This window comes from Dactylosporangium vinaceum (assembly GCF_019904175.1).
Taxonomy (GTDB): domain Bacteria; phylum Actinomycetota; class Actinomycetes; order Mycobacteriales; family Micromonosporaceae; genus Dactylosporangium; species Dactylosporangium vinaceum.
The window spans coordinates 7368304-7390292 of record NZ_CP061913.1; the positions used below are offsets into that span (position 1 = coordinate 7368304).

Below are 21989 nucleotides of genomic sequence, written 5' to 3' on the forward strand. Positions count from 1 at the left end.
AGTACCTGTCAGACCCATGCTGTCACTGCGCGGATCCGGCGTCCCAGTCGGTGTACGTGTACGGGTTGTCGGTCACCTTCGTTTCCGGAACGTCGGGGTTCATGCCCTTCTCCCACGCCTCCGGGCCCATGACGGCGATGAGGTGTTCGACAGTGCGCTCCACGTCGCCGCGGACCTTGGCCGCGTCGAAGCCGACCAGCCGGCCGTCCTGCTTCACGATCCGCCCGTTCACCACGACCGTGTGCACGTCGCCGCGCTGGGCCTGGAAGGCGACGTGGCCGTACGGGTTGAGGATCGGGAACATCACCGGGCTCGCGTCGTTCTTCAGCAGTACCACATCCGCCTTCTTGCCCGTCTGGACGCTGCCGATCCGGTCGTCGAGGCCGAGGGCCCGGCTGCCGCCGCGGGTGGCCCAGTCGACGACCTGCTCGGCGCGCAGGTGGACGTGGGTCACCGTCTCGTTGCGCTCGTGGGCCTGCATGTGCATGCGGGAGCGGTCCGCGCCAAGCGTCGTGCGCATCGCCGAGAACAGGTCGCCGCTCCACCAGACGCTGGTGTCCATCGACAGCGACACCGGGATGCCGTGCTCGCGCAGGGCCCAGGTGGGCGGGTACCCCTGCCCGGCGCTCTGCTCGCTCTCGGTCGACACGGAGACGCTGCCGCCGGTCGCGGCGATGCGGTGGTACGAGTCGGGTGCGAGCGTGGCGGCGTGCACGTACACGGTCTGGGGTGTCATGAAACCGTGCTCGTGCATCAGCCGGATGCCGTCGTCGTTCGTCGCGCCCCACACGCCGGCGTGCGTCGTCACGGGCACGCCGAGGTCGCGGGCCACCTCGAACGCGGCCTTCTCCGGGAACGTCGGATCGCCGGTGACGTCGAACGCCATCTGGAACCCGAGCAGGTCGTTGCCGGTGATGCGGCGGCTGACGAAGTCGCGGAACTCGGGCGCGGCCGACCATTCCCAGGGGCCCTGCTGGATGTTGCCGTACGCGAGCACGAACCGGCCCGGGACCGCTCCCAGCGCGTCGGCGGCGGCGTCGGCGTGCTGGGTCGTCTGCAGGCCGTGCGACCAGTCGACGGTGGTGGTGACGCCGGCGTCGAGCGCCTCCCAGGCGGCGAGCACGTTGCCGGCGTGGATGTCCTCGGGCCGGAAGTGCCTGCCCGACTCCAGGTAGTACCAGACGAAGTACTGGGTCAGGGTCCAGTCGGCGCCGTAGCCGCGCATGGCCGTCTGCCACATGTGGCGGTGCGTGTCGACCATGCCGGGCATGAGGATGCCGCCGGTGGCGTCGATCTCCTGGGCGCCCTCGGGGGCGGTGAGGCCGACGCCGATCTCGGCGATGCGCTCGTCGACGATCAGGACATCGGTCCCGGGCAGCACGGTGTGGGTGTCGTCCATGGTCAGGACCAGTGCGTTGCGGAAGATGACAGCGCCCATCATTGGGCTCCCATCTGCGGACATCCGTCCGCCTGGCGGTGAATGCGGCCCAGGGCCGGATTCGCCCGGCGCGGAGCGCGTGCGGATCCGGGACTGGTGCATTTGCAGGGTGCTGGCATTCTGTTCCCAGTCGTGTACCGTGTCAACGAGTTGCGGACGGTTGTCCGCAGAGCGGTCAGGAGGCGCCGTGGGACCACTTGACGGGCTGCTGGTCGCGGACTTCTCGCGAATCCTCGCGGGGCCGTACGCGACGATGCTGCTGGCCGACCTCGGAGCCGACGTCATCAAGGTGGAGGGGCCGGGCGGGGACGACACCCGCACGTGGATGCCACCCACTCGCGATGGCATCTCCACCTACTATCTCGGCATCAACCGCAACAAGCGGTCGATTGCGCTGGACTTCCGCCAGGAGGACGACCTCGCCGCCGCCCGCGAGCTCGCCCGGCGGGCCGACGTGCTCATCGAGAACTTCAAGCCGGGCGGCCTCAAACGCTTCGGGCTGGACTACGAGGCCCTGTCGGGCGTGAACCCCGGGCTGGTCTACGCGTCAATTTCCGGATTCGGTACCGCCGCGGGCGCGTCACTGCCCGGATACGACCTCATGGTCCAGGCGATCTCGGGCCTCATGAGCCTCACCGGCGACCCGGACGGCCCGCCGTACCGTGCGGGCATCTCCGTGTTCGACGTGATGGCCGGGATGCACGCAGGACTGGGCATCCTCGCCGCGCTGCACAGCCGCGCCGGGAGCGGTCACGGCCAGCACGTCGAGGTGAACCTGTTGTCCTCCGCCCTGTCGGGGCTGGTGAACCACAGCAGCGGCTACGTCGCCGGCGGCACCGTGCCGTTCCGGATGGGCAACGCCCACCCGAGCCTGTTCCCGTACGAGCCGCTGCCCACCGCCGACGGCGAACTCATCGTGATCGCCGGCAACGACCAGCAGTTCCGCAAACTGTGCGGTGTACTGGGAACCGAACACCTGCTGGACGACGCACGGTTCGCGCACAACCAGGACCGCACGGCCAACCGGGAGGCGCTGCGCCCGCTGCTCGTCGAGGCGCTCGCCACCAAGGGCAAGGACGAGTGGTTCCGCCTGCTCACCGACGCTGGTGTGCCGTGCGCGCCCATCAACACCATCGACGGCGGCGTGGCCTACGCCGAGGCACTCGGGCTCGATCCGGTCGTGGTGACCGGCGGCGTGCCCGGTGTGCGCAACCCCATCACGTTCTCGTCGACGCCGGCGCGGTACCAGCTGCCGCCTCCGGGTCTGGACGAGCACGGCGAGGAGATCCGGCAATGGCTGAAGAGCTGAGCTTCCCCACCGGCATCGGCACGTCCGACGCCGACCAGATCCGCCTGCTCGGCCACGACCTGGCCGAGGACCTCATGGGCAAGGTCGGCTTCGGTGAGCTCGCGTTCTGGCTCGTCGCCGGCCGCCGGCCCAGCCCCGGCGAGACCCGGGTCTTCGAGGCGGTCCTCGTCGCCCTGGCCGACCACGGCTTCACCCCGACCGCGATCGCCGCCCGCCTCACCTACGCCAGTGCCCCCGAGGCCCTCCAGGGCGCTCTGGCCGCGGGCCTGCTGGGCGGCGGCTCCCGCTTCCTCGGCGTCACCGAGGACTGCGGTCGCTTCCTGTCGGGGGTACTGGCCCAGCTCGATCGGGTGCCCGCGACGGACGCGGACTGGGACGTCGTCGCCGAGGACGCGGTCCGCGCCCAGCGCGCCGCCGGCAAGTTCGTCCCCGGGCTCGGCCACCCCGTGCACAAGGTCCGTGACCCGCGGACCCCGGTGCTCATCGCCATCGCCGCCGAGGAGGGCCTCCGCGGCCCGCACCTGCAGCTGTTCGAGGCGATCGGCCGGGCCCATCCCGCGGTGCTCGGGCGCACCCTGCCGCTGAACGGCGCCGGGGTCTGCGGCGCCGCCCTGGCCGACCTGGGCCTGCCGGTGGAGATGCTGCGCGGCTTCGCCCTGCTGGCCCGCGCGGCCGGCCTGCTCGGGCACCTGGCCGAGGAGCGCCGCACCAACCTGGGCCTGGAGATCTACAAGACAGTGGACCGCAACGCCAAGTACACGTCCTAGTTTGCCGGCACGCTCGTGAAGGGAGCCGCCGTGGCCGAGATCGTCGCGGTGATCGCCTCGACGCACCACCCGTTCTACTACAAGGCCAGCACGGCCGTCGGCGCGGACCGCCCGCCGTTCGCCGACGAGTGGGTGGCCAAGATCCAGCGGTTTCGGGAGACCCTGACCAGAGCCCGCCCCGACGTGCTCGTCATGGTCGGCTCCGACCACTTCCACCAGCTGTGGCTGGACAACATGCCGCAGTTCCTCATCGGCAAGGCGCCGTTCTACGACGCCAACTGGTACAACGAGGAGCGCGAGTTCGGCCTGCCCCGCATGCGGCTCAAGGGCCAGGAGGACCTCTCGGCGTACATGCTGCGCGAGGGCCTCGACGCCGGCTTCGACCTGGCGTTCAGCAACGAGCTGCGGATCGACCACAGCATCACGTGCCCGATCATCACCCTGCGCCCCGAGGCCGACCTGCCCATCGTGCCGGTCTACACCAACATCTTCGCCCCGCCGCTGCCCCAGCCGAAGCGCTTCGTCCAGCTGGGCGAGACGATCCGCGAGCTGGTCGCCGCGTGGCCCAGCAACCTGCGGGTCGCGGTCATCGGCACCGGGCACCTCTCGCTGGAGCTCGGCGGCCCCCGCCAGTTCGGCCCGCACGGACCCGACCCGGAGTTCGACGCCCGCGCGGTCGAGTGGATCGCCAACGGCGACCTCGACGGCTGCCTGTCCGCGGTGACCCTGGACTCCCTGCACGCCCCCGGCAACGCGACCCACGGCTTCATGGACTTCATGCTCATGATGGGTGTGGCGGGCGCGGGCCGCAAGGCCGACTACGTCGACACGTACGACCTGTTCCACACCATGGAGGCGTACTTCACCTGGTACCCGTCGGGGGTCTCGGATGTCTAAGTATCTGCTGAACAAGTTCCTGTTCACCGTGGACCGCGACCCGGACCTGGTCGAGCGCTACCTGACCGACCCCGTGGGCACCGTCTCGTGGTGGGAGTCCACCATGGCCAACGCCCTGCTCAACTCCCACACCGGCGAGGCCTCGACCTGGCTGGCGCTCGAGCCCGAGGAGCGCACGGCGCTGGAGGGCCACGACTACGTGAAGCTGTTCGAGCTCGGCGCCCATCCGTTCCTGACGCTGACGCTGTTCATCGCGATGTTCGAGCGCGACAACACCGAGCCGCTGGAGTTCCAGAAGCAGTACGCCCTGCGGCTGCAGCACTTCAACCTCCCGTACCCCGACATCGCGACCTGACCCATGCGGGCCGCCGTCATCCTCCAGTGTGGACAGCCACCGGTCGTCGCCGACCACGACTTCGTCCCCGGCGCGGGCCGGGCCGTCACCGTGACCGCCGCACCGATCACACCGCTGGACGTGCTGTGCGCCACCGGCACGTCCTACTTCGGCGCCCCCGCGGTCCCGTACATCCCGGGCGTCCAGGGCGTCGGACACCTGGAAGACGGCACCCCCGTGTGGTTCGCCACCGACGCCGGGATGCGCCCCGGCAACGGCAGCATGGCGCAGTACGCGACAGTCCCACCGGACGACGTCGTCGCACTTCCTTCCGACGCCGACCCGGCCCTGGTCGCCGCACTGGGCCTGTCCGCGGTAGCCGCGTGGCAGTCCCTCACCTCGTGCGGCGACCTGCACCACGGCGAGCAGGTGCTCGTCCTCGGCGGCGGCGGGATCGTCGGCCAGGCAGCGATCCAGATCGCCCGCCTGCTCGGCGCCCGCCGCGTCGTGGCCGCCTGCCGCTCCACCACCGCCCAGACCCGAGCCACCACACTGGGCGCGGACGCGGTGGTCGCGCTGCTCGACTCCGACACCCCCGCCGCCCTGGCCGGCCGCCTGCGCGCGGCGCTGGACGGCCCCCTGGACCTGGTCCTGGACCCGCTCTTCGGCATTCCGGCCGCCGCCGCGCTGCAGGTCCTGCGCCCGGGCGGCCGCCTGGTCAACCTGGGCGGCTCGGCCTCCCCCACCGCCCCGTTCGACTCGGCAACCCTGCGCAGCGGCTCCCTGCGGATCCTGGGCTACACGAACAACTCGCTGACCAAGCCCGAACGCGCCGAAACCATGCGCACCATCGCCACCCACGCCGCCGCCGGCCGCCTGACCGTCTCCTACGAGGCCGTACCGCTGTCCGAGGCCGCGTCCGCCTGGACCGCCCAGTCCACCGGCTCCGCCCCGTCTCGCCTGGTCCTGCTCCCCCACTGAACGCCGGCGACCCGAACGGCGCCATCCGGTGGTGGTGGTGGCGCACGCTGCTGCCGTCGATCGTGGCGCGGGCACACGAGGTCACGCGCCGCCCCACAGCGGGGCGGCGAGGCGTGAGGTCGCCGCGATGGCGGCCAGGCGCCGGGTCCGCAGTGGTGACGGTGGGAGGGCCTCGTGCATGCGGCGCTCGCGGTGCAGCTGCAGGGTCAGGCTCACCGCGAAGCCGTCGGCGATGGGCCCGCGGGTGGCCTCGGCCAGGATGGCGGCGGCCAGTGTCGGGGCGGCCGTCGCGCTGACCGTGTAGAGCACGGCGAGGTCGTGGCCCGGCAGGTAGCGCCCGCAGAACTCGAAGTCGACCGCGTGGCACATCTCGCCGTCCACCAGGAGGTTGGGCGGGATCGGATCGCCGTGCGCGACGACGCGGCCCGGGCCGGCGGCGGCCAGCCGCTCGTGCACCGCGGTGCCCAGGCCGGCGGCGTCGATCCGGGCGGCGTAGTCGGGAATGGGCTCGTCGAGGTCCTCCGGCGGCGACCAGTCCCGCAGGCAGGCCAGCGTGCGCAGGACGGCGGCCGCCGTGGATGCGGGCACGTCCGACGTCAGGTGCCGGTCCGGGCCGAGGCGCTCGCCGGGCAGGAGTGAGAGCACGGTCAGGTGCTCGTTCGCGTACAGCAGGTCCGGGACCGGGCACGGTGGCGGGAAGCGGGCGAAGGTGCGGTACACCCGCAGCTCGCGCTGCCGGCAGGCGACCCAGAGCGGCTCGTCGGTGGTGAGCAGCTTCGCCACGACCGGGCGGCCGGCCAGCGTGAGGCGGGCGACGAGCGCCTTGTCGGTCCGGTGCAGTGTGCTCAGCGGGCGGCCTCGACGGTCAGGGTCACGCCGCCCAGGGTGATGACGTCGCCGGGACGCACGATCGTCGGCTCGGTGACCGGCCTGTCGTTGAGCAGGGTGCCGTTTGTCGAGCCGAGGTCCATCAAAGCCAGATTCCGGCCGTCGTACCGCAGCGACGCGTGCCGCCGCGAAACGCCCTCGTCGCGCACGCGCAGGTCCGCCTGCCGGCCGCGGCCGATGATGGTCTCGCCCGACTGCATGGTGTAGCGGCGCCCGTCGTCGATGAGCAGACCGACACCGACGCCGGCCTCGTCCTCGCGGCGGGTGCGGGCCTTGCGCACGTCGGCGAGGACCCGGAACTGGCCCGGCGGGAGCGTGTCGTCCGGCTGGAGGTTGACCACGACCTCGTCGACGACGCCCCAGCGCTGCTCGGCCAGGAACTCGGCCTGGGCCCGGGCCAGCGGCCCGGCGAACGGGACGAGACCGTCGAGGTCGCCGGGAGCAACGAGCACCAGATAGTTGTTCGGTGCCAGCGTCTGCTCGCCGACCTCCGCCTCGCGGTGCATCGCCTCCAGGATCGCGGTCCGCTGCGGCAGACTCATGCCGCGCAGCCTACCCGAGCCGTCGGCCCTCCTCGATGCCTGTGGTCGCCGGGCCGTCGGGAACTGCGGAAACACCCTGGTACGCGGCCCGCGTCAGCGCCACCAGGTCGTCCAGGTGCGCGGGCGGGTCGTCGCGCCACCAGGCCAGCCGCACCTCGATCGGCGGGGCGTCGCTCATCCGGCGGTAGGCGACACCCGGGCGCGGGTTCTGGTGTGCGGTCGCCTCCGAGGTGACGCCCACCGCCTGGTTCGCCGCGATGAGCGTGAGCCACTCGTCGGTGCCGCGCGTCGCCCGCACGGTAGCCGGGACCGCTCCCGGTGGCCACAGTCCCAGGCTCGTCGTGCCCGTGCGCTCGTCCATCGCCACCGTGTATCGGGTCAGGTCGGCCAGCCGCACGGTCCGCCGCCGGGCCAGGGTGTGCTCGGTGGACACGGCGGCGAGGCGGTGCTCGAGGCCGACCTCGGCGGTGGCGAACCGCGGATCGTCGAGTGCCCGGCGCACCACGGCGGCGTCGGCGGTACCGTCGGTCAGCCCGGCCGCGAGCGAGTTCTGTTGCACGAACACCAGCGGTACCCCCGGATGCCGCTGCGCCCAGGCTCGCTGGATGCGCCGCGTGTGCCGCCCCATCGCCGCCCACGCGTAGCCGACCCGCAGCTCGGTGCGGGACCGCTCGACCGAGCGCCGCAGATGGGCCACCTCGTTCAGCACGGCCCGCGCCCGGGCCAGCACCTGCGTGCCGGTCGCGGTGAGCCGCACGTGCCGCGTCGTGCGGTGCAGCAGCCGGGCGCCGAGCACGGTCTCCAGCCCGGCCACCGCCCGGGACACGGCCGCCTGCGACATACCGAGCCCGGCCGCCGCGTCCGTGAACGTTCCCGCCTCGACCACGGCCACGAACGCGCGCAGTTGCCGCAGTTCCAGATCCATGCGTACAGCGTATGAATCCCGCGGTCCGCGCATTTCCGGGGGCCGCCGGACCGGACCAGAATCGGGGCTGTGAGCAGGCTGAATCTCGGCACCGAGGGCGCCGTCGCGACGATGGTCGCGAGCGCGTCGGTGAACCAGGCGGGCGCCGCGCTGGCCGCCCGGGCGTTCCCGGCGATCGGGCCGGCGGGTGTGGTCGCGATCCGTCAGCTGGTGGCCGCGGCCGTGCTGCTGCCGGTGGCCCGGCCGAACCTGCGCCGGATGACGTGGTCGCAGTGGTGGCCCGCGCTGCTGCTGGGGCTGGTGTTCACCGTGATGAACATCAGCCTGTACACCGCGGTCGACCGGGTGGGCCTGGGGCTCGCGGTCACGCTCGAGTTCCTGGGACCGCTCACGGTCGCGCTGTGCGGCTCCCGGACACCCATCGACCTGGTGTGCGCGGTCGTCGCCGGGATCGGCGTGTACGTCCTGGTGCTGCCCGGCCCCAGCACCGACGTCGTCGGCCTGGGCCTGGGTCTGCTGGCCGGGGCCTGCTGGGCGGCGTACATCCTGCTCAGCCGCCTCATCGGCGCTCGCCTGCCCGGCCTGCAGGGGCCCGCGGTCGGCACGGCTGTCGCGGCGGTCCTGTACCTTCCGGTCGCCGTCGTCATGCTGGCCCAGGGCCGGTTCACGGTGACCGCGCTGGCCTACGGGATCGGAGCGGGCGTGCTGTGCTCGGTCGTGCCGTACGCGGCCGACGTCGTGGCCCTGCGCCGGGTCCCGGCCCGCTTCTTCGGCCTGGTCCAGAGCGTCCACCCGATGCTGGCCGCGCTGGCCGGCGCGGTGATCCTGGGCCAGGTCCCGGCCGCGCACGTCTGGGCCGGCATCGTCATCGTGGTCTGCACCAACGCGGTCGCCGTCGCCGTGGCCGGGACGCGGGCCGCCCGGCTGCCCGAGCCGCTGCTGGCGCGGCCCGAACCGTCATGACTCGCCGTCGGTCTCGCTGGCCGCGCCGCGGCGGCGGAGCATGCCGAAACCCGGGATGCCGATGATGGCCTGGCGCAGGTCGCGGGTCACGTTGAGCAGCTCGTGGATGTCGGGTCCGACCCGGTCGAGGGTGGCCAGGATCGGCATGACGTCGGTGTTGAGGTGGTGGGCCAGGCGCGGCAGCTCGTCCACCATCCGGATCGCGGCGGTGACCTCGTCGGCCGACAGGTTGTCGACGAACCGCTGCAGCGAAGGCTCGTAGGCGGAGATCAGCCCGTCGGCGGTCCCGGCCGTCTGCGCCGCCCGCACGACCACCGCCGCCGCCTCACTCGACGTGCGAGCGGCCTCCGTGACAAGTTCCGCGGCCGCGCCTGAGGTGCGCTGCGCCTCCGCGACAAGCGCCGCGGCCGCGCCCGACGTGCGCTGCGCCTCCGCGACAAGCGCCGCCGCCCCGCTCGAGGTGCGGGCGGCCTCCGCGACAAGCGCCGCGGCGGCACCAGACGTCCGCTCGGCCTCCGCGACCACGGCGGCCGCCGCGGCGCCGGCCGCCCTGACCTCGGCGATCGTCTCGTCCACCGCATCGACGGCCACGGTGGCCCGGGCCAGCAGCAGCTCGGCCCCGTCGACGAGCCGCACGACCCGCCCGGGCAGGGCAGCGACGGCGGCGACCGTGCCGACGGCCGTGCCGGCGGCGGACATGGCCAGGTCGACGACGTTGGACAGGCGGGGCAGCGGCAGAGGCATATGGCAAGTGTGCCCAATCGGAGCCACCGTGATGCGGTTTGTTCAGTCCGCCCGGTCGTAGGCGGCCTGTGCCGCCGACACGTCACCGAGGTGCTCGATCGACCACTGTTGCAGCGCCCGGAGCGGCCCGAGCAGGGTGCGGCCGGCGTCGGTGAGCGCGTACTCCACGCGGACGGGCACCTCGGGATGGACCGTGCGGCGCACGAGCCCGTCGCGTTCCAGCCCGCGCAGCGTCTGGGTCAGCATCTTCTGCGAGATGCCCTCGATGCGCCGCCGCAGCTCGGAGAAGCGGGCGTCGCCATTGCCCAGGATACCGACGACGAGCACGGTCCACCGGTCGCCGATGCGGTCGAGGATGCGCCGGGTCGGGCAGTCGGCGTGATAGGGGTCACCACCGAAGAGCGACTCCACCTGCGTGGTTACCACAAAGTGCCTTCTTCCCGCCGGAGACCTGGTCTCCTACGGTAACCGAGGCGGACGTCGAACCGTAACGGCGTCCTGCCGGGTCGACAACCGAACCGGTTCGACAACCGAGCCGCGTCATGGGCCGGTCCGGATGGGTGACCAAGCCGTATCAGCGGCCGAGCCCGAAGCAGTCCCGTAGCAGAGAGGCACATCATGTCCCGCATCACCGTCATCGGCGGCACCGGATACGCCGGATCGGCAATCGTCGCGGAGGCCGCGGCCCGCGGCCACGAGGTCACCGCGTTCAGCCGCTCGCTCCCGGCCGAGCCGGTCCCGGGCGCGTTATACGTCCAGGGCGACGCGGCGGACGAGGCGGCCCTGAGCGCGGTCGTCACGGGCGCCGATGTCGTGGTCGGCGCGCTCGCCCCGCGCGGCGCACTGGCCGGGAACTACCGGGCCGTCTACCTGACCATCGCCCGGCTCGCCGACGCCGCGCACGCGCCGCTGTACATCGTCGGCGGCTTCTCGTCGCTGCGCCCGGCGCCCGGTGCGCCGCGCTTCGTGGCGGACCTGAGCGACGCCCCGGCCGCGTTCCACGACGAGATCCGCGCGGCCGCCGCGCTGGTCATGGACGACCTCCCGGCCACACCGGACACGCTCGACTGGGTGTTCGTGAGCCCGGCCTACAGGTTCGGCTCCCACGTCCCCGGCGAGCGCCTGGGCCGCTACCGCCGCGGCGGCGACATCGCCGTGCAGCCCGAGGACGGCGGCGCGATCTCCGGCCCCGACTACGCGCAGGGCTTCGTCGACCTCATCGAGCGGGGCGACGCCCACCGCGCCCACGTCAACCTGGGGTACTGAGCGCCGGCCACGGCGTCGGCGGCCGCGGCGGTCGACGAGGATCGCCGCCGGGCCGGGAGGGTTTCCGGGAAGGGGCGGCGCGCAGTACTTGACGGTTGGATCATTGGGGCATGGCGGAGTCGCATGGCGGGGCGGCGGGGCGGCCACGGATCGGCATCGGGTGGCCGCTGGCCGCGGGTGTCGCCCTCGGGATCGCTTCGTTCTGTGCGGACCTGGTCGACGGCACGCTGCGGACGGTGCTGCAGTTCGTGGCCAGCACCGGGTTCGCGTGGGGGTGTGCGGCGTTCGTGGCCGCGTTCCCGGCGCGGACCCGGCGCGGGGCGGCGGCCGCGGCGATCATCGTGCTGTGCACCGCCACCGGCTGCTACTACTGGCTCAACCTGCCCGGCGGGTTTCGGCCGGGCGGGCAGTTCGGCCCGTTGTTCAAGGCGTTCGCCTACTGGATGGTCCTCTCCGTCGTCGGTGGTGCGCTGCTCGGGCCGCTGGCTCACGCGGTGCGGACCGACCGGGCGCGGCGGGCGGCCGTCGCGGCCGGGGTCGCGTGCGGGCTGCTGTCCGGGGCCGGCATTGCGATAGTGACCTCACTGCTGGCCGCCGGGAACTACGGGCGGGCCGGGCTGACCGAGGGCATGCTGCAGGCGGCCGCGGGCATCGCCGTGGCCACGTGGGCGTTCGCCCGGCGCCGGGCGGCCCGGGACTGGGCGGTCTACGGCGCCGCCGCCCTGGCTGCCTGCACCGCGGGCGCTCTCGCCTGGAGCGCCGTCGAATCCGTGCCGGTCACCGGCTTCTGAGCCACGCACCCGCCGCCGGGCCGGTGCCCGAAGGTCAGGTCCGTTCCAGCTGCTCCCGAACCGCGCCCACCGCGGCCACGACGCGGTCCAGCTCGCCGCGGAGCCGATCGAGCGCGTCAGTCGCGTCCGGTGGCAGGCCGGTCCGCGCCTGCGTCTCGAAGTCGCTGCTCAGCCGGGCCAGGACGGCCGCACCGACGTTGCCGGCCGCGCCGGTCAGCGTGTGGGCCGCGCTGACGGCGGCGGCCGAGTCGCCCGCGCCGACCGCGTCCGTGAGCCGGCCCAGCGTGTCGGGGGCCTTCGTGCAGAACGAGCCGAGCACCCGGCCGACCAGGGCCAGCTCCTGCGGCGACGGGTCGTCGTCGGTGAGCTCCCGGACCCGGGCCCGGATGTCGTCCTCCAGGCCGTCCGCAGACGGCGAAGGCGCGGAAGGCTCAGGCGGCGACGGCTCGGTCTCCACAGTGGAGTGTGCCGAGATGAACGAGTGCAGTACGGCGGACAGGTCGGTCGGGCGCATCGGCTTGGTCAGGTAGTCGTCCATGCCCGCCGCCTCGCACGCGGCCCGGTCCTCGATAAGCGCGCTCGCCGTCAACGCGATGATGTACGGCTGGCGGTCCGGCGCGAGCTCGGCCCGGATCCGGCGGGTGGCGTCCAGACCGTCGAGGACCGGCATCTGGACGTCCATGAGCACCACGTCGTACTGCACGCGCCGGACCGCCTCCAAGGCTTCCGCGCCGTTGGCCGCCACATCGGCCCGGTGCCCCAGTTTGGCCAGCATCATCGTGGCGACGGTCTGATTCACCTGGTTGTCCTCGGCTACCAGGATCCGCAGCGGACGCACCGGCGGTACCACCGAAACATCCTGAGCAGCGGAGGACTCCGGCCCGCCGTTGAGCACGCGGGCCAGCGTGGACTGCAGCGCGGCGGCCCGGGCCGGCTTGCTCAGCACGGCCGCGAACCGGCCCAGACGGTCCCGGTCGGCGTGCGCGTTCACGCTGCTGAGCAGGATCATCGGGATGTCGGCGAGGGGGCGCAGGCGGGCGGCGAGGTCGGCGCCGTCCATGTCGGGCATGTGCATGTCGAGCAGCGCCACGTCGAACCGGTCGGACTCGGCAAGCGCGAGGGCCTCCCCCGGCGTCGGCGCGGCGACGCACTCCATGCCCCAGCCGGCCAGCTGGGCGCGCAGCACGCGGCGGTTCGCGGCGTTGTCGTCGACGATCAGCGCGCGGCGGCCGGTCAGGTCCCCGGAGGCCACGGCGCGCGACGGCGGTGTCGGCGAGATCTTCAGCACCGCGGTGAGCGTGAACGTGGAGCCCACACCGGCCCGGCTCGACACGGTCAGATCGCCGCCCATCGCGCGGGCCAGGCGCCGGCTGATGGCAAGCCCCAAGCCCGTTCCGCCGTACGTCCTGGTCGTCGACGCATCAACCTGACTGAACGATCGGAACAGCCGGTCGATCCGGTCGGGCGGGATGCCGATGCCGGTATCGGTCACGGCGACGGTGACCCGCGCCTGCGGCTCCTCGAGCACATACGAGCCGGTCACGATGACCTCGCCGCTGGACGTGAACTTGACCGCGTTCGACAGCAGGTTCACCAGGATCTGGCGCAGCCGCGTCACGTCACCGCACAGCGGCGGGCCGTCGGCCACGTCGGCGACGAGCTCGAGGCCCTTGTCCGCGGCGGGCATCGCCACCAGCGCGAGCGCGCTGTCGACGCACTCGCGCAGGTCGAACACGGCGTCCTCGAGCTCCAGCTGGCCCGCCTCGATCTTGGAGAAGTCGAGGATGTCGTTGATGATGGCCAGCAGTGCCTCGCCGCTGTCGCGCACGGTGGCGGCCAGGTCCCGCTGCTCGGCGCTCAGGTCGGTGTCCAGGAGCAGGCCGGTCAGGCCGATGACGGCGTTCATCGGGGTGCGGATCTCGTGGCTCATGGTGGCCAGGAACGCGGACTTGGCCTGGGTGGCGGCCATCGCCTCGTCGCGGGCGTGCAGCACGACGCGGGTGGCCTCGTCGACGGCGTCGGCCATCTCGGCGAGCTCGGCCGGCTCCCGCCACAGCGAACCCCTCGAACCGCCCGCTACCCCGTCCCGGCCCGAGACACCGCCCGCCGGCGGTACACCGTCCAAAACCGATACACCGCCCGCCCGCGATACACCGGCCAAAACCGGTACGCCGTCGCCGGGCGGGGCGGCCGAGCCGGTGGCCACCCGCCGCGCGGCCGCGGTGACCGCGGCGATCGGCCGCGACACGGCCCGCGTCGCCCACCAGGCCCCGAGCGCCGTGAGCAGCGCGGTCCCGAGCGTGATGCCGAGAATCGACCGCCGCGTCGAAGCGGCCGCCGCGGCCGAGGCCCGCTGGTCGGCGTCGACCTGGCGCAGCTGCCGAGCCCGGATCTCGCCGACGCCCCGCTCGATCGCCGCCATGTCCCGGGCACCACGGTCGGTGTCGACCACCGTCTGCGCCGCCGCAAAGCCCTGCGCGCGCCGCAGCCAGATCGTCTGGGCCAGCTCGGCCAGCTTGTCCTGCACCGGCTCCACGAGCGCGCCGACCGCCGCCCGCTGCAGCGGATCACCCGCGGTGCGCGACTGCAGCCGCTGCATCGTCAGCGGGATCGCGGCGACAGCCGACGTGTAGGGCGCCAGATACCGCTCGTTCCCGGTGATCACGAAGCCGCGCTGCCCCCGCTCGGCGTCCTGCAGCCCGTCCTGCAGCGCGTCGAGGTCGTCGAGCATCGCGTGGCCGGCCTCGACACCGGCGCGGGCGTCCAGGAGCTCGCCGATGCGGATGTACGCCGACCCGCCCACGAGCAGCAGCCCGCCGATGGCCAGCACATATCCGGCGGCGAGCAGGCGCGCCACCGTCCATCCGCCGCTACGAGATCTCATCCCGTCCGGTAGATCGCCCGTCCGGGGCCGGACCTGAGAACTCCACCGGCAGCCGCAGCCGCAGCAGCGCCCCGCCGGCCGGGGCGTCCTCGACGGTGAGCGTGCCGCCGTGCGCGAGCACGATGTCCCGGGCGATGGCCAGGCCCAGGCCGGTGCCGCCGCCCTTGCGGGAGCGGTCGTCGTCGAGCCGCACGAACCGGTCGAAGATCCGGTCCCGGGCCGCGGGCGGGATGCCGGGGCCGTCGTCGGCGACGGTGATCTCGGCAACCTCGCCGCTCAGGGCGGTCGTGAGGACCACCGCACCGGCCGCGTACCGGGCGGCGTTGTCGACCAGGTTGCGCAGCACCCGTTGCAGGTGGTGCGGGTCGCCGCTGACCCGCACGGGCACGGCCCAGGTGGTGACCCGCAGGCCGGGGCGTTCGAGGGCCAGCCGCTCCCGCTCCAGGTACACCAGGTCGTCCAGGTCGACGTCGGATCGGCGCAGCTGCAGGCCGCTCTCGTCGACGCGGGCGAGCAGCAGCAGATCGGCGATCAGGCGGGACATCCGCTCGCTCTCCCGCCGCATCCGGGTGACGTGTGGCCCCTCGCCGACCAGGTCCAGACCGGCCACGACAGTCGACAGGGGGCTGCGCAGCTCGTGCGAGGCGTCGGCGACGAACCGGCGCTGGGCCTCGGTGGCCGCCTCGATCCGGTCGAGCATGGTGTTCATGGTCGTGGCGAGCGCCGCGATCTCGTCGGCGGTGGGCGGTACCGGCAGCCGGGTGTGCAGGTTTCGACCGGTGATCGTCTCGGCCTGCCGGCGCATCGCGTCGACGGGGCGCAGGGACCGGCCCACGAACAGGAACGTCGCCACACCGACGATCACGGTGAGCAGCGGCAGGCCGACCGCGAGTGCGCCGACGGCGGCCGCGGTGCCCTCGTCGATCTCGTCGATCGACTGGGCCACGAGCACCGTGCGCTGGCCGGCGGCAGTGGCCACACCCAGCGCGGTGATCCGGAACGACACGTCGTGGGCCACGGGCAGTTCGTGCTGCTCCCGCTGGATCTCGCCGGGAGCCGGGCGCAGCGACGAGATCGTCTGCGCGCCGGTGATCACCGCGGACGCGCGCAGCACATGACCGTCGGCGTCGAGGACCTGCACGACGGTACGGTCACGCAGCGACGGGCGCAGCATCGCCGCGAGCGCCGTGTCGTCGTCGAGCGCCCCGGCCACCTGCGAGGCCCGGTCCGCCGTGTCCTGGTCGACGTTGCGGGTGAGGATGACCCGGGCCGCCCAGACGAACGCGATCCCGGTGAACACCGAGGCGACCGCCACGACGGCGGACGCGGCGAGTGCCGAGCGCATCCGCACCCCGAGGCGCTGGCGAATCCGTCCGGCGAGCGTCACCCCCCGAAGTTACGCGCTCGGCCCCACCGGCAGGCAACGGCACGGCGCCGCGGGGCACGTCGTACACCCGGCGCCACCGCGCGATGTCAGACGGTCAACGTCGCCGACGACGAGCGGCGCGGCGTCGGCGGCGGCTGGGTCTCCCGCACCGGCACCCCGATCCGCATCGCCACGGCCGGCTGCCCGACGCCTCCGAGCAGCCCGCGCAGCGCATGCCGGACCCCGGGCACCTCCACGACCTCGGAGATCGGCGAGGCGGCCAGGCCCCGGGCGGTGAGCGCCAGCCATACCTCGGAGAGCGCCTCCCCGGCGGCCAGCCAGTCCCTCGGCTCGTCACCATCGGTGACGAACAGCGCGTACACGGTGCCGCGGTCGCTGCCGGGCCCGGCCTCCAGCCCCGCCTTGATCGCGAAGTCCCGCGGGGCGACGGTCCGCCGGGTGGCCGCCACGACGCTCTGGGCCGTGACCCCGTCACCGTGCGCCCGGTTCGTCCAGACCCGCAGGTCGGCCCGGAACCGCGGGTCGTCGCGCTCGATCTCCCCGGCGTGCGCGACGGCCGCCGCGAACGCGGTCACCTGCTCATCCTTCACAATCTGCAGGTGTACCGCATGCCGGCGGGCGACTTCCCGCAGCTCCTCCAGCACCGGGGCCGCCGGCCGCTCGTCGCCGAACGGCCGCCGGTCGGTGTGCCGGTGCCCGATCGCCTCGGCCAGGGTGTCGGCGGGCACTGACTCGCCGCGCCCGAACCGGGCCACGAGATCGGGCTGCGCCGGGTCGGGCCGGCGCTCGACGGCGGCCGAGTATCCGGCCGCCCGCAGCGTGACGACCGCGTGGTTGAGCGCGGCCCCGCAGCTGAGCAGCAGGAGCCGCCCGTCCGGGTCGAGCCCGGTGAGCTGCCGGGACCGGTCGGCCCACAGCTCGGCGTGCTCGCCGTTGAGCCGCCAGCGCCACGGCTGGCTGTTGAGGATCGAGGGCGCCCGCAGCGCCGCGATCGACGCCTCGGCCACCAGATCGAGCTCGGCACGCAGGTCGCGGTCCATGGGGGTTCTCCTTCGAGGCTGCCGCTCGGTGTTCCCTCCACGATCACCCCGCGGCGGGCACCGCGGCAGGGCCTTTGGTCACGAGATCCCCGGGACCGCGGCTCGCTCGCCGCTCGAGTGCGCCGATACTTGCTGATAGCCGACGAATGCTCCCACAGCGGACAGGGGGCCGCCCGGGATTACCGATTTAACGGATTGCCGGTAATCGACAATGCCGCCAGCTCGAACCCGCTGACCAGGTCGCAGTCGATGCCGATCACGCAGTTCATCGGCTCGTCGATCCATGGGTCCAGGACGCTCTCGTAGTATCGGATCCGCTCCTCGTCCATGATCAGCCGGGCGCTCCCGGTGACGACGACGCTCCAGCCAGTGCGGGCGGTGGCGTCGATCTGGTCGGCCTCGTAGGCCACCACCAGCGCGCCGTGCGCCGTCGCCGCCGAGGCCAGGCCGTGGCCCAGGCCGCTGCGGATGACGATCGTCTCGCCGTCGAGCAGGTGGTTGACCGGCCGGATGGCCGGTAGGGCGCGATCGGTGAAGACCACCCGGCCCAGTGGTACCGACGCGAGCAGTTCAAGACACCGCCGCCGCCCCAGCGAGCGCAGGGTTCCCATGGATCTCACCACCATCCAGCGTCATGATCGAGTCGACGTACTGCCCCGCGTCCGGCCGGTGGGTGATCAGCAGGACGGTCCGTCCGCTCGTCGCCGCCATCAGGTCGCGCAGCAGCGCGGTCGCGGTCTGCTCGTCGAGGTGCTCGGTCGGCTCGTCGAGGACGAGCACCGGGAAGTCGGCGAGCAGGGCCCGGGCCAGGGCGAGCCGCCGCCGCTGCCCGCCGGAGACGGCGACGCCGTGCTCCCCCACGCCTGTCGCGAGGCCCTGCGGCAGCCCCCGCACCCAGTCACCGAGCCGGGCCCGGTCCAGCGCCGAATACAGCTCCTCCGCCGTGGCGTCGGGCCGGCCGATCCGCAGGTTGGCCTCGATCGTGGTGTCGAACAGGTACGCGTCGTCGCCGAGGTATCCGACGATCCGCCGCACGTCGTCGCCCGCCCACCGCCGCAGGTCGACCCCGTTGAGCGTGACCGTCCCCGCACAGGGGTCGAGCCACCGCACCAGCAGCGCCGCGATCGTGCTCTTCCCGGAGCCGCTGGGCCCGACGAGCGCCACCCGGGCCCCCGGCTCCAGCGTGAACGACACGTCCCGCACGACCGGCCGCCCCGGCACCCACGCCGCGGAGACCCCTTCGACCCCGAGGGCCGCGAACGAGCGCCCAGCCGCCACGGCCACGGCCGGGTCAGGCGCCGGGTCACGGGTCGCCGCGACCTCGGCCAGCCGCCGCAGGGCGGCCCGGGCGGCGGCCCACTGCTGCGCGGCGACCGGCACCGCCCCGACGATCTCGAAGACGGCCAGCGGCGTCAGCACGACGACCGCGAGCAGTTCCCCGTCAAGCGTCCCCCCGCGGACGGCGAGCGCTCCGGCGACCAGCGCGGCCAGCACGGCGAGCCCGGTGCACAGCGACGTCACGGCGGCCGACACACCCGAGGCCCCGGCCGATCGCCGGGTGGCTGCCACCAGCTCCCGGTCGGTCCGGTCGAGGGCGGCCAGGGCCTCGTCGACCGCCCCGTAGGCGATCAGGTCCGGCAGCCCCTGCACCAGATCGACGGTCCCGGCGGCCAGGGCCCCCCGCAGCGGCGCCAGCCGGGCGTCGGCCCGCCGGACCAGCACCGATTGCAGCACCGGCACACCCACCCCGGCCACGAGGACCGCGGCCGCGAGGGCGATGGCCGCGGCCGGCAGCAGGGCCCAGATCAGCAGGACCGAGGCGACGCCGGTCACCGCGGCCACGGCGATGGGCAGCGCGACCCGCACGACCAGGTCGACGACCGACTCGACGTCGTCGACGAGCCGGGCCGCCAGGTCGCCGCGCCGGAACCCTGCCAGCCCGGCGGGTGCGAGCCGCTCGAGCCGCCGGAACACCCGCACCCGCACCACACCGAGCAGCCGCAGGGCGCCGTCGTGCCCGGTGACGCGCTCCACGTATCGCAGCACGCCCCGCCCGATCCCGAACGCCCGCACGGCCACGATCGCGACCATCAGGTGCAGCACCGGCGGGTGCAGGGCCGCGCGCGAGATGAGCCACGCCGAGGTGGCCATCAGCCCGACCGCGCACAGCGCCGCCGCGACGCCGGACACCAGGGCAACGAGCAGCCGCCCGATCATCCTGCCACCCCCGCCGGGGCCGGGGTCACCGACGGCAGCGCGATGACCCGGTCCGCGATGGCCACCAGTGACGGCCGGTGCGCGGCCATGATCACGGTCCGACCGGCGGCGTGCGCCCGGATCGCGGCGAGCAGCTCGGCCTCGGTGGCCGCATCGAGCCCGGCGGTCGGCTCGTCGAGCAGCACCAGCGGCGCATCCCGGAGGAACACCCGGGCCAGGGCGATCCGCTGCCGCTGCCCCGCCGACAGCCCGGCCCCGTCATCGCCGAGCGGCGTGTCGAACCCGTCGGGCAACGCCTCGATGAACGACAGCGCACCGGCCTGAGCCGCCGCCGACCGCATCGCGGCCGGGTCCCGCCCGGCGGCCCCGAGGCAGATGTTGTCCGCGATGGTCCCGGCGCCGAGCCAGGGCCGCTGCGGCAGCCAGGCGACGTCACGCAGCGCCGGCAGCGGTGACACGGTGCCGGCGGTGGGGGTCACGAAGCCCATGAGCACCGACAGGACCGTCGACTTGCCGCACCCGCTCGGCCCGGTCAGCGCCACCAGCTCACCCGGCGCGACGGCACACGAGAACGCCGGCAGCGGCGGGCGCCCCGGGTAGGCCACGACGACGTCGGAGAACCGGATCGGGGCATCGGCGGAGGTCCGGGCGGCGGCCGGCAGCGGAGTCTCCAGGATGGCGAAGACGTCCGTGGCCGCGGCGAGGCCCTCGGCGCTGGCGTGGTAGTTGGCGCCCACCTGGCGCAGCGGCAGGTACGCCTCCGGGGCCAGGATCAGCACCAGCAGCGCCGTCGCCAGCCCCAGCGACCCGTCGACGAGCCGCAGCCCGATCCCGACCGCGACGAGCGCCACCGACAGCGTCGACAGCAGCTCCAGGACGAGCGACGAGAGCAGCGCGACCCGCAGCGTCCGCATGGTGACCCGGCGCTGCTCGGCGCTGATCTCCGCGATCACCGCGGCCTGCCGCTTGGCCCGCCCGAAGACCCGCAGCGTCGGCAGCCCGGCGACGACATCGAGGAAGTGGTGCGACAGCCGGGTCAGCAGGCGGAACTGCCGCCGGTTGGCCGACTCGGTGTGCAGCCCGACGAGGGCCATGAACACGGGGATCAGCGGCAGGGTGAGCGCGACAGTGGCCGTCGCGACCAGGTCCGCGGGCGCGAGCCGCACCAGCACGACGACCGGCACGAGCGCGGCCAGGACCAGCTGCGGCAGGTACTTCGCGAAGTAGGCGTCGAGGGCGTCGAGCCCGCGCGTGGCAAGCGTGGCAAGCGTCGCGCTCGTCGGTGCCCGGCCCGGCCCGAGCGCGGCGGCATGGGCCAGCAGCCGCGCCCGCAGCTCCCGCTTGACCGCGGCCGCCGCCCGGGTCGCCACCACCTGCTGGGCCCAGGCGACCGCCGCGCGGAGCAGCACGACCACGGCCAGCGGGGCGACCGCCGCCGGGCCGACGGCCGCGCCGTCCAGGAACACCGACGTGATCAGGGAGGCGAGCAGTGTCGCCTGGGCGACGACGAGCCCGGCCAGGGCCACGCCCAGGGCGACGGACAGCACCAGGAAGGTGCGGGTCGCCCGGGCGTGGCGCAGCAGCCGCGGATCCAGTGGCCTCATCAGTGCCCGCCGGCCGGGATGTGCTCGACGCGCAGCCGCCGCCGGAACACCCAGTAGGTCCACGCCTGGTAGGCCAGCACGATCGGGGTGAAGCACACCGCGACCCACGTCATGACCTTCAGCGTGTACGGCGTCGAGGCCGCGTTGGTCGTCGTGAGCGAGTCGCCCCCGGCGAGGGTCGTCGGCATGACGTCGGGGAAGAGCGTGACGAACAGCGCGGCGACCGCGAGCACGATTGTCGCGCCGGTGCAGATGAACGCCCACCCCTCGCGGCGGGCCCGGGCCGCGAGCACGCCCGCGATGAGGGCGGCCGCGGCCGCGCCGGACAGCACCCAGCCCCAGACGTCGCTGTGGGTCAGCTGCGTCCACAGCAGGAACCCGGCGGCGAGGACCACGGCCGGCACGGCGACCCGCACGGCCACGGCACCGGCCCGCGCCCGGATCTCGCCGTCGGTCTTCAGGGCCAGGAACACGGCGCCGTGCAGCAGGAACAGGCTCGTCGTGGTGAGGCCGCCGACGAGTGCGTAGGGGTTGAGGAGGTTGAAGAACCCGCCGACGTACTCGTGCTCGGCGCTGATCGGCACCCCGCGCACGATGTTGCCGAACGCGACGCCCCACAGGACCGCGGGCACGATGCTGCCGCCGATGATCGCCCAGTCCCAGTACCGCTTCCACTGTGGACTGTCGGACTTCCCGCGGTATTCGAACGCGAGCCCCCGCAGGATGAGCGCGACGAGGATCAGCAGCAGCGGCAGGTAGAAGCCGGAGAACAGGGTGGCGTACCACTCGGGGAACGCGGCGAACGTGGCACCGCCGGCGACGAGCAGCCACACCTCGTTGCCGTCCCAGACGGGGCCGATGGTGTTGATGAGCAGCCGGCGCTCGCGGTCGTCGCGGCCGAGGACCGGCAGCAGCATGCCGACGCCGAAGTCGAAGCCCTCGAGCAGGAAGTACCCGCACCAGAGCACGGCGATGAGGATGAACCAGACGGTGGTGAGCTCCATGAGAGTGC

Annotated in this window: 21 protein-coding genes; 8 read left to right on the forward strand and 13 right to left on the reverse strand. The window is 73.5% G+C overall.

Annotation, left to right across the window (positions count from 1 at the left end):
* Nucleotides 1–22: 22 nt before the first annotated feature.
* Nucleotides 23–1441: an amidohydrolase family protein gene (locus Dvina_RS32980; protein WP_223093196.1), complete on the reverse strand. Its 1419-nt coding sequence runs from the start codon at nt 1439–1441 to the stop codon at nt 23–25.
* Between the two features lie 184 nt (nt 1442–1625).
* On the opposite strand from Dvina_RS32980, the gene Dvina_RS32985 reads away from it, so the two are divergent.
* Genes Dvina_RS32985 through Dvina_RS33005 form a run of 5 tightly spaced genes read left to right on the forward strand, consistent with a single transcriptional unit; the run spans nt 1626 to nt 5726 of the window.
* Nucleotides 1626–2747 carry a CaiB/BaiF CoA transferase family protein gene (locus Dvina_RS32985; RefSeq protein WP_223093197.1) on the forward strand — a complete coding sequence of 374 codons (1122 nt, stop codon included), beginning with the start codon at nt 1626–1628 and terminating at the stop codon, nt 2745–2747.
* Complete coding sequence (locus Dvina_RS32990; protein WP_223093198.1) at nt 2732–3514, forward strand: citryl-CoA lyase; 783 nt, start codon at nt 2732–2734, stop codon at nt 3512–3514. The genes Dvina_RS32985 and Dvina_RS32990 overlap by 16 nt, the downstream gene beginning before the upstream one ends.
* Before the next feature lie 30 nt (nt 3515–3544).
* Nucleotides 3545–4411 (forward strand): DODA-type extradiol aromatic ring-opening family dioxygenase, encoded by an 867-nt coding sequence (locus Dvina_RS32995; protein ID WP_223093199.1) that lies wholly within the window; start codon nt 3545–3547, stop codon nt 4409–4411.
* Nucleotides 4404–4766 carry a hypothetical protein gene (locus tag Dvina_RS33000; RefSeq protein ID WP_223093200.1) on the forward strand — a complete coding sequence of 121 codons (363 nt, stop codon included), beginning with the start codon at nt 4404–4406 and terminating at the stop codon, nt 4764–4766. The genes Dvina_RS32995 and Dvina_RS33000 overlap by 8 nt, the downstream gene beginning before the upstream one ends.
* A gap of 3 nt (nt 4767–4769) precedes the next feature.
* Nucleotides 4770–5726: a quinone oxidoreductase family protein gene (locus Dvina_RS33005; RefSeq protein ID WP_223093201.1), complete on the forward strand. Its 957-nt coding sequence runs from the start codon at nt 4770–4772 to the stop codon at nt 5724–5726.
* Between the two features lie 81 nt (nt 5727–5807).
* Here the strand turns inward: Dvina_RS33005 and Dvina_RS33010 are convergent, their stop codons facing one another.
* The 3 genes from Dvina_RS33010 to Dvina_RS33020 all read right to left on the reverse strand — a co-directional run bounded on the left by Dvina_RS33010 (nt 5808) and on the right by Dvina_RS33020 (nt 8081).
* Nucleotides 5808–6509 (reverse strand): phosphotransferase, encoded by a 702-nt coding sequence (locus Dvina_RS33010; RefSeq protein ID WP_223093202.1) that lies wholly within the window; start codon nt 6507–6509, stop codon nt 5808–5810.
* A 62-nt stretch (nt 6510–6571) separates the two neighbouring features.
* Nucleotides 6572–7156 carry an FhaA domain-containing protein gene (locus Dvina_RS33015; RefSeq protein WP_223093203.1) on the reverse strand — a complete coding sequence of 195 codons (585 nt, stop codon included), beginning with the start codon at nt 7154–7156 and terminating at the stop codon, nt 6572–6574.
* Nucleotides 7157–7166: 10 nt separating this feature from the next.
* Nucleotides 7167–8081, reverse strand: a complete 915-nt coding sequence (locus Dvina_RS33020; protein WP_223093204.1) for a LysR family transcriptional regulator — start codon at nt 8079–8081, stop codon at nt 7167–7169.
* 69 nt (nt 8082–8150) lie between these two features.
* Between Dvina_RS33020 and Dvina_RS33025 the strand changes: the two genes are divergently transcribed.
* Nucleotides 8151–9044, forward strand: coding sequence for an EamA family transporter (locus tag Dvina_RS33025; RefSeq protein WP_246655474.1), 894 nt, complete (start codon nt 8151–8153; stop codon nt 9042–9044).
* Here the strand turns inward: Dvina_RS33025 and Dvina_RS33030 are convergent.
* Nucleotides 9039–9788, reverse strand: a complete 750-nt coding sequence (locus Dvina_RS33030; RefSeq protein ID WP_223093205.1) for a hypothetical protein — start codon at nt 9786–9788, stop codon at nt 9039–9041. The genes Dvina_RS33025 and Dvina_RS33030 overlap by 6 nt on opposite strands.
* A gap of 42 nt (nt 9789–9830) precedes the next feature.
* Nucleotides 9831–10214, reverse strand: a complete 384-nt coding sequence (locus Dvina_RS33035; RefSeq protein ID WP_223093206.1) for a winged helix-turn-helix transcriptional regulator — start codon at nt 10212–10214, stop codon at nt 9831–9833.
* A gap of 192 nt (nt 10215–10406) precedes the next feature.
* On the opposite strand from Dvina_RS33035, the gene Dvina_RS33040 reads away from it, so the two are divergent.
* Entirely contained in the window at nt 10407–11054 is a 648-nt protein-coding gene (locus tag Dvina_RS33040) for an NAD(P)-dependent oxidoreductase (RefSeq protein WP_223093207.1), read from the forward strand.
* 110 nt (nt 11055–11164) lie between these two features.
* Nucleotides 11165–11845: a DUF6518 family protein gene (locus Dvina_RS33045; protein WP_223093208.1), complete on the forward strand. Its 681-nt coding sequence runs from the start codon at nt 11165–11167 to the stop codon at nt 11843–11845.
* A gap of 34 nt (nt 11846–11879) precedes the next feature.
* Here Dvina_RS33045 and Dvina_RS33050 read toward each other — a convergent pair whose 3' ends face one another.
* The 7 genes from Dvina_RS33050 to cydB form a co-directional block, all read right to left on the reverse strand.
* The gene (locus Dvina_RS33050; protein ID WP_223093209.1) at nt 11880–14702 is read right to left on the reverse strand and encodes a hybrid sensor histidine kinase/response regulator; all 2823 of its coding nucleotides are present in this window, start codon (nt 14700–14702) and stop codon (nt 11880–11882) included.
* Nucleotides 14703–14715: 13 nt separating this feature from the next.
* The gene (locus Dvina_RS33055; RefSeq protein WP_246655475.1) at nt 14716–16116 is read right to left on the reverse strand and encodes a sensor histidine kinase; all 1401 of its coding nucleotides are present in this window, start codon (nt 16114–16116) and stop codon (nt 14716–14718) included.
* 86 nt (nt 16117–16202) lie between these two features.
* Nucleotides 16203–17156: an Acg family FMN-binding oxidoreductase gene (locus Dvina_RS33060; protein WP_223093210.1), complete on the reverse strand. Its 954-nt coding sequence runs from the start codon at nt 17154–17156 to the stop codon at nt 16203–16205.
* A gap of 179 nt (nt 17157–17335) precedes the next feature.
* Nucleotides 17336–17767, reverse strand: a complete 432-nt coding sequence (locus Dvina_RS33065; RefSeq protein ID WP_223093211.1) for a pyridoxamine 5'-phosphate oxidase family protein — start codon at nt 17765–17767, stop codon at nt 17336–17338.
* Nucleotides 17727–19373 carry a thiol reductant ABC exporter subunit CydC gene (cydC, locus tag Dvina_RS33070; protein WP_223093212.1) on the reverse strand — a complete coding sequence of 549 codons (1647 nt, stop codon included), beginning with the start codon at nt 19371–19373 and terminating at the stop codon, nt 17727–17729. The genes Dvina_RS33065 and cydC overlap by 41 nt, the downstream gene beginning before the upstream one ends.
* Nucleotides 19370–20977, reverse strand: a complete 1608-nt coding sequence (gene cydD, locus Dvina_RS33075; RefSeq protein WP_223093213.1) for a thiol reductant ABC exporter subunit CydD — start codon at nt 20975–20977, stop codon at nt 19370–19372. The genes cydC and cydD overlap by 4 nt, the downstream gene beginning before the upstream one ends.
* Nucleotides 20977–21981: a cytochrome d ubiquinol oxidase subunit II gene (gene cydB / locus Dvina_RS33080; protein ID WP_223093214.1), complete on the reverse strand. Its 1005-nt coding sequence runs from the start codon at nt 21979–21981 to the stop codon at nt 20977–20979. Before cydB ends, cydD begins: the two co-directional genes overlap by 1 nt.
* Nucleotides 21982–21989: the final 8 nt, after the last annotated feature.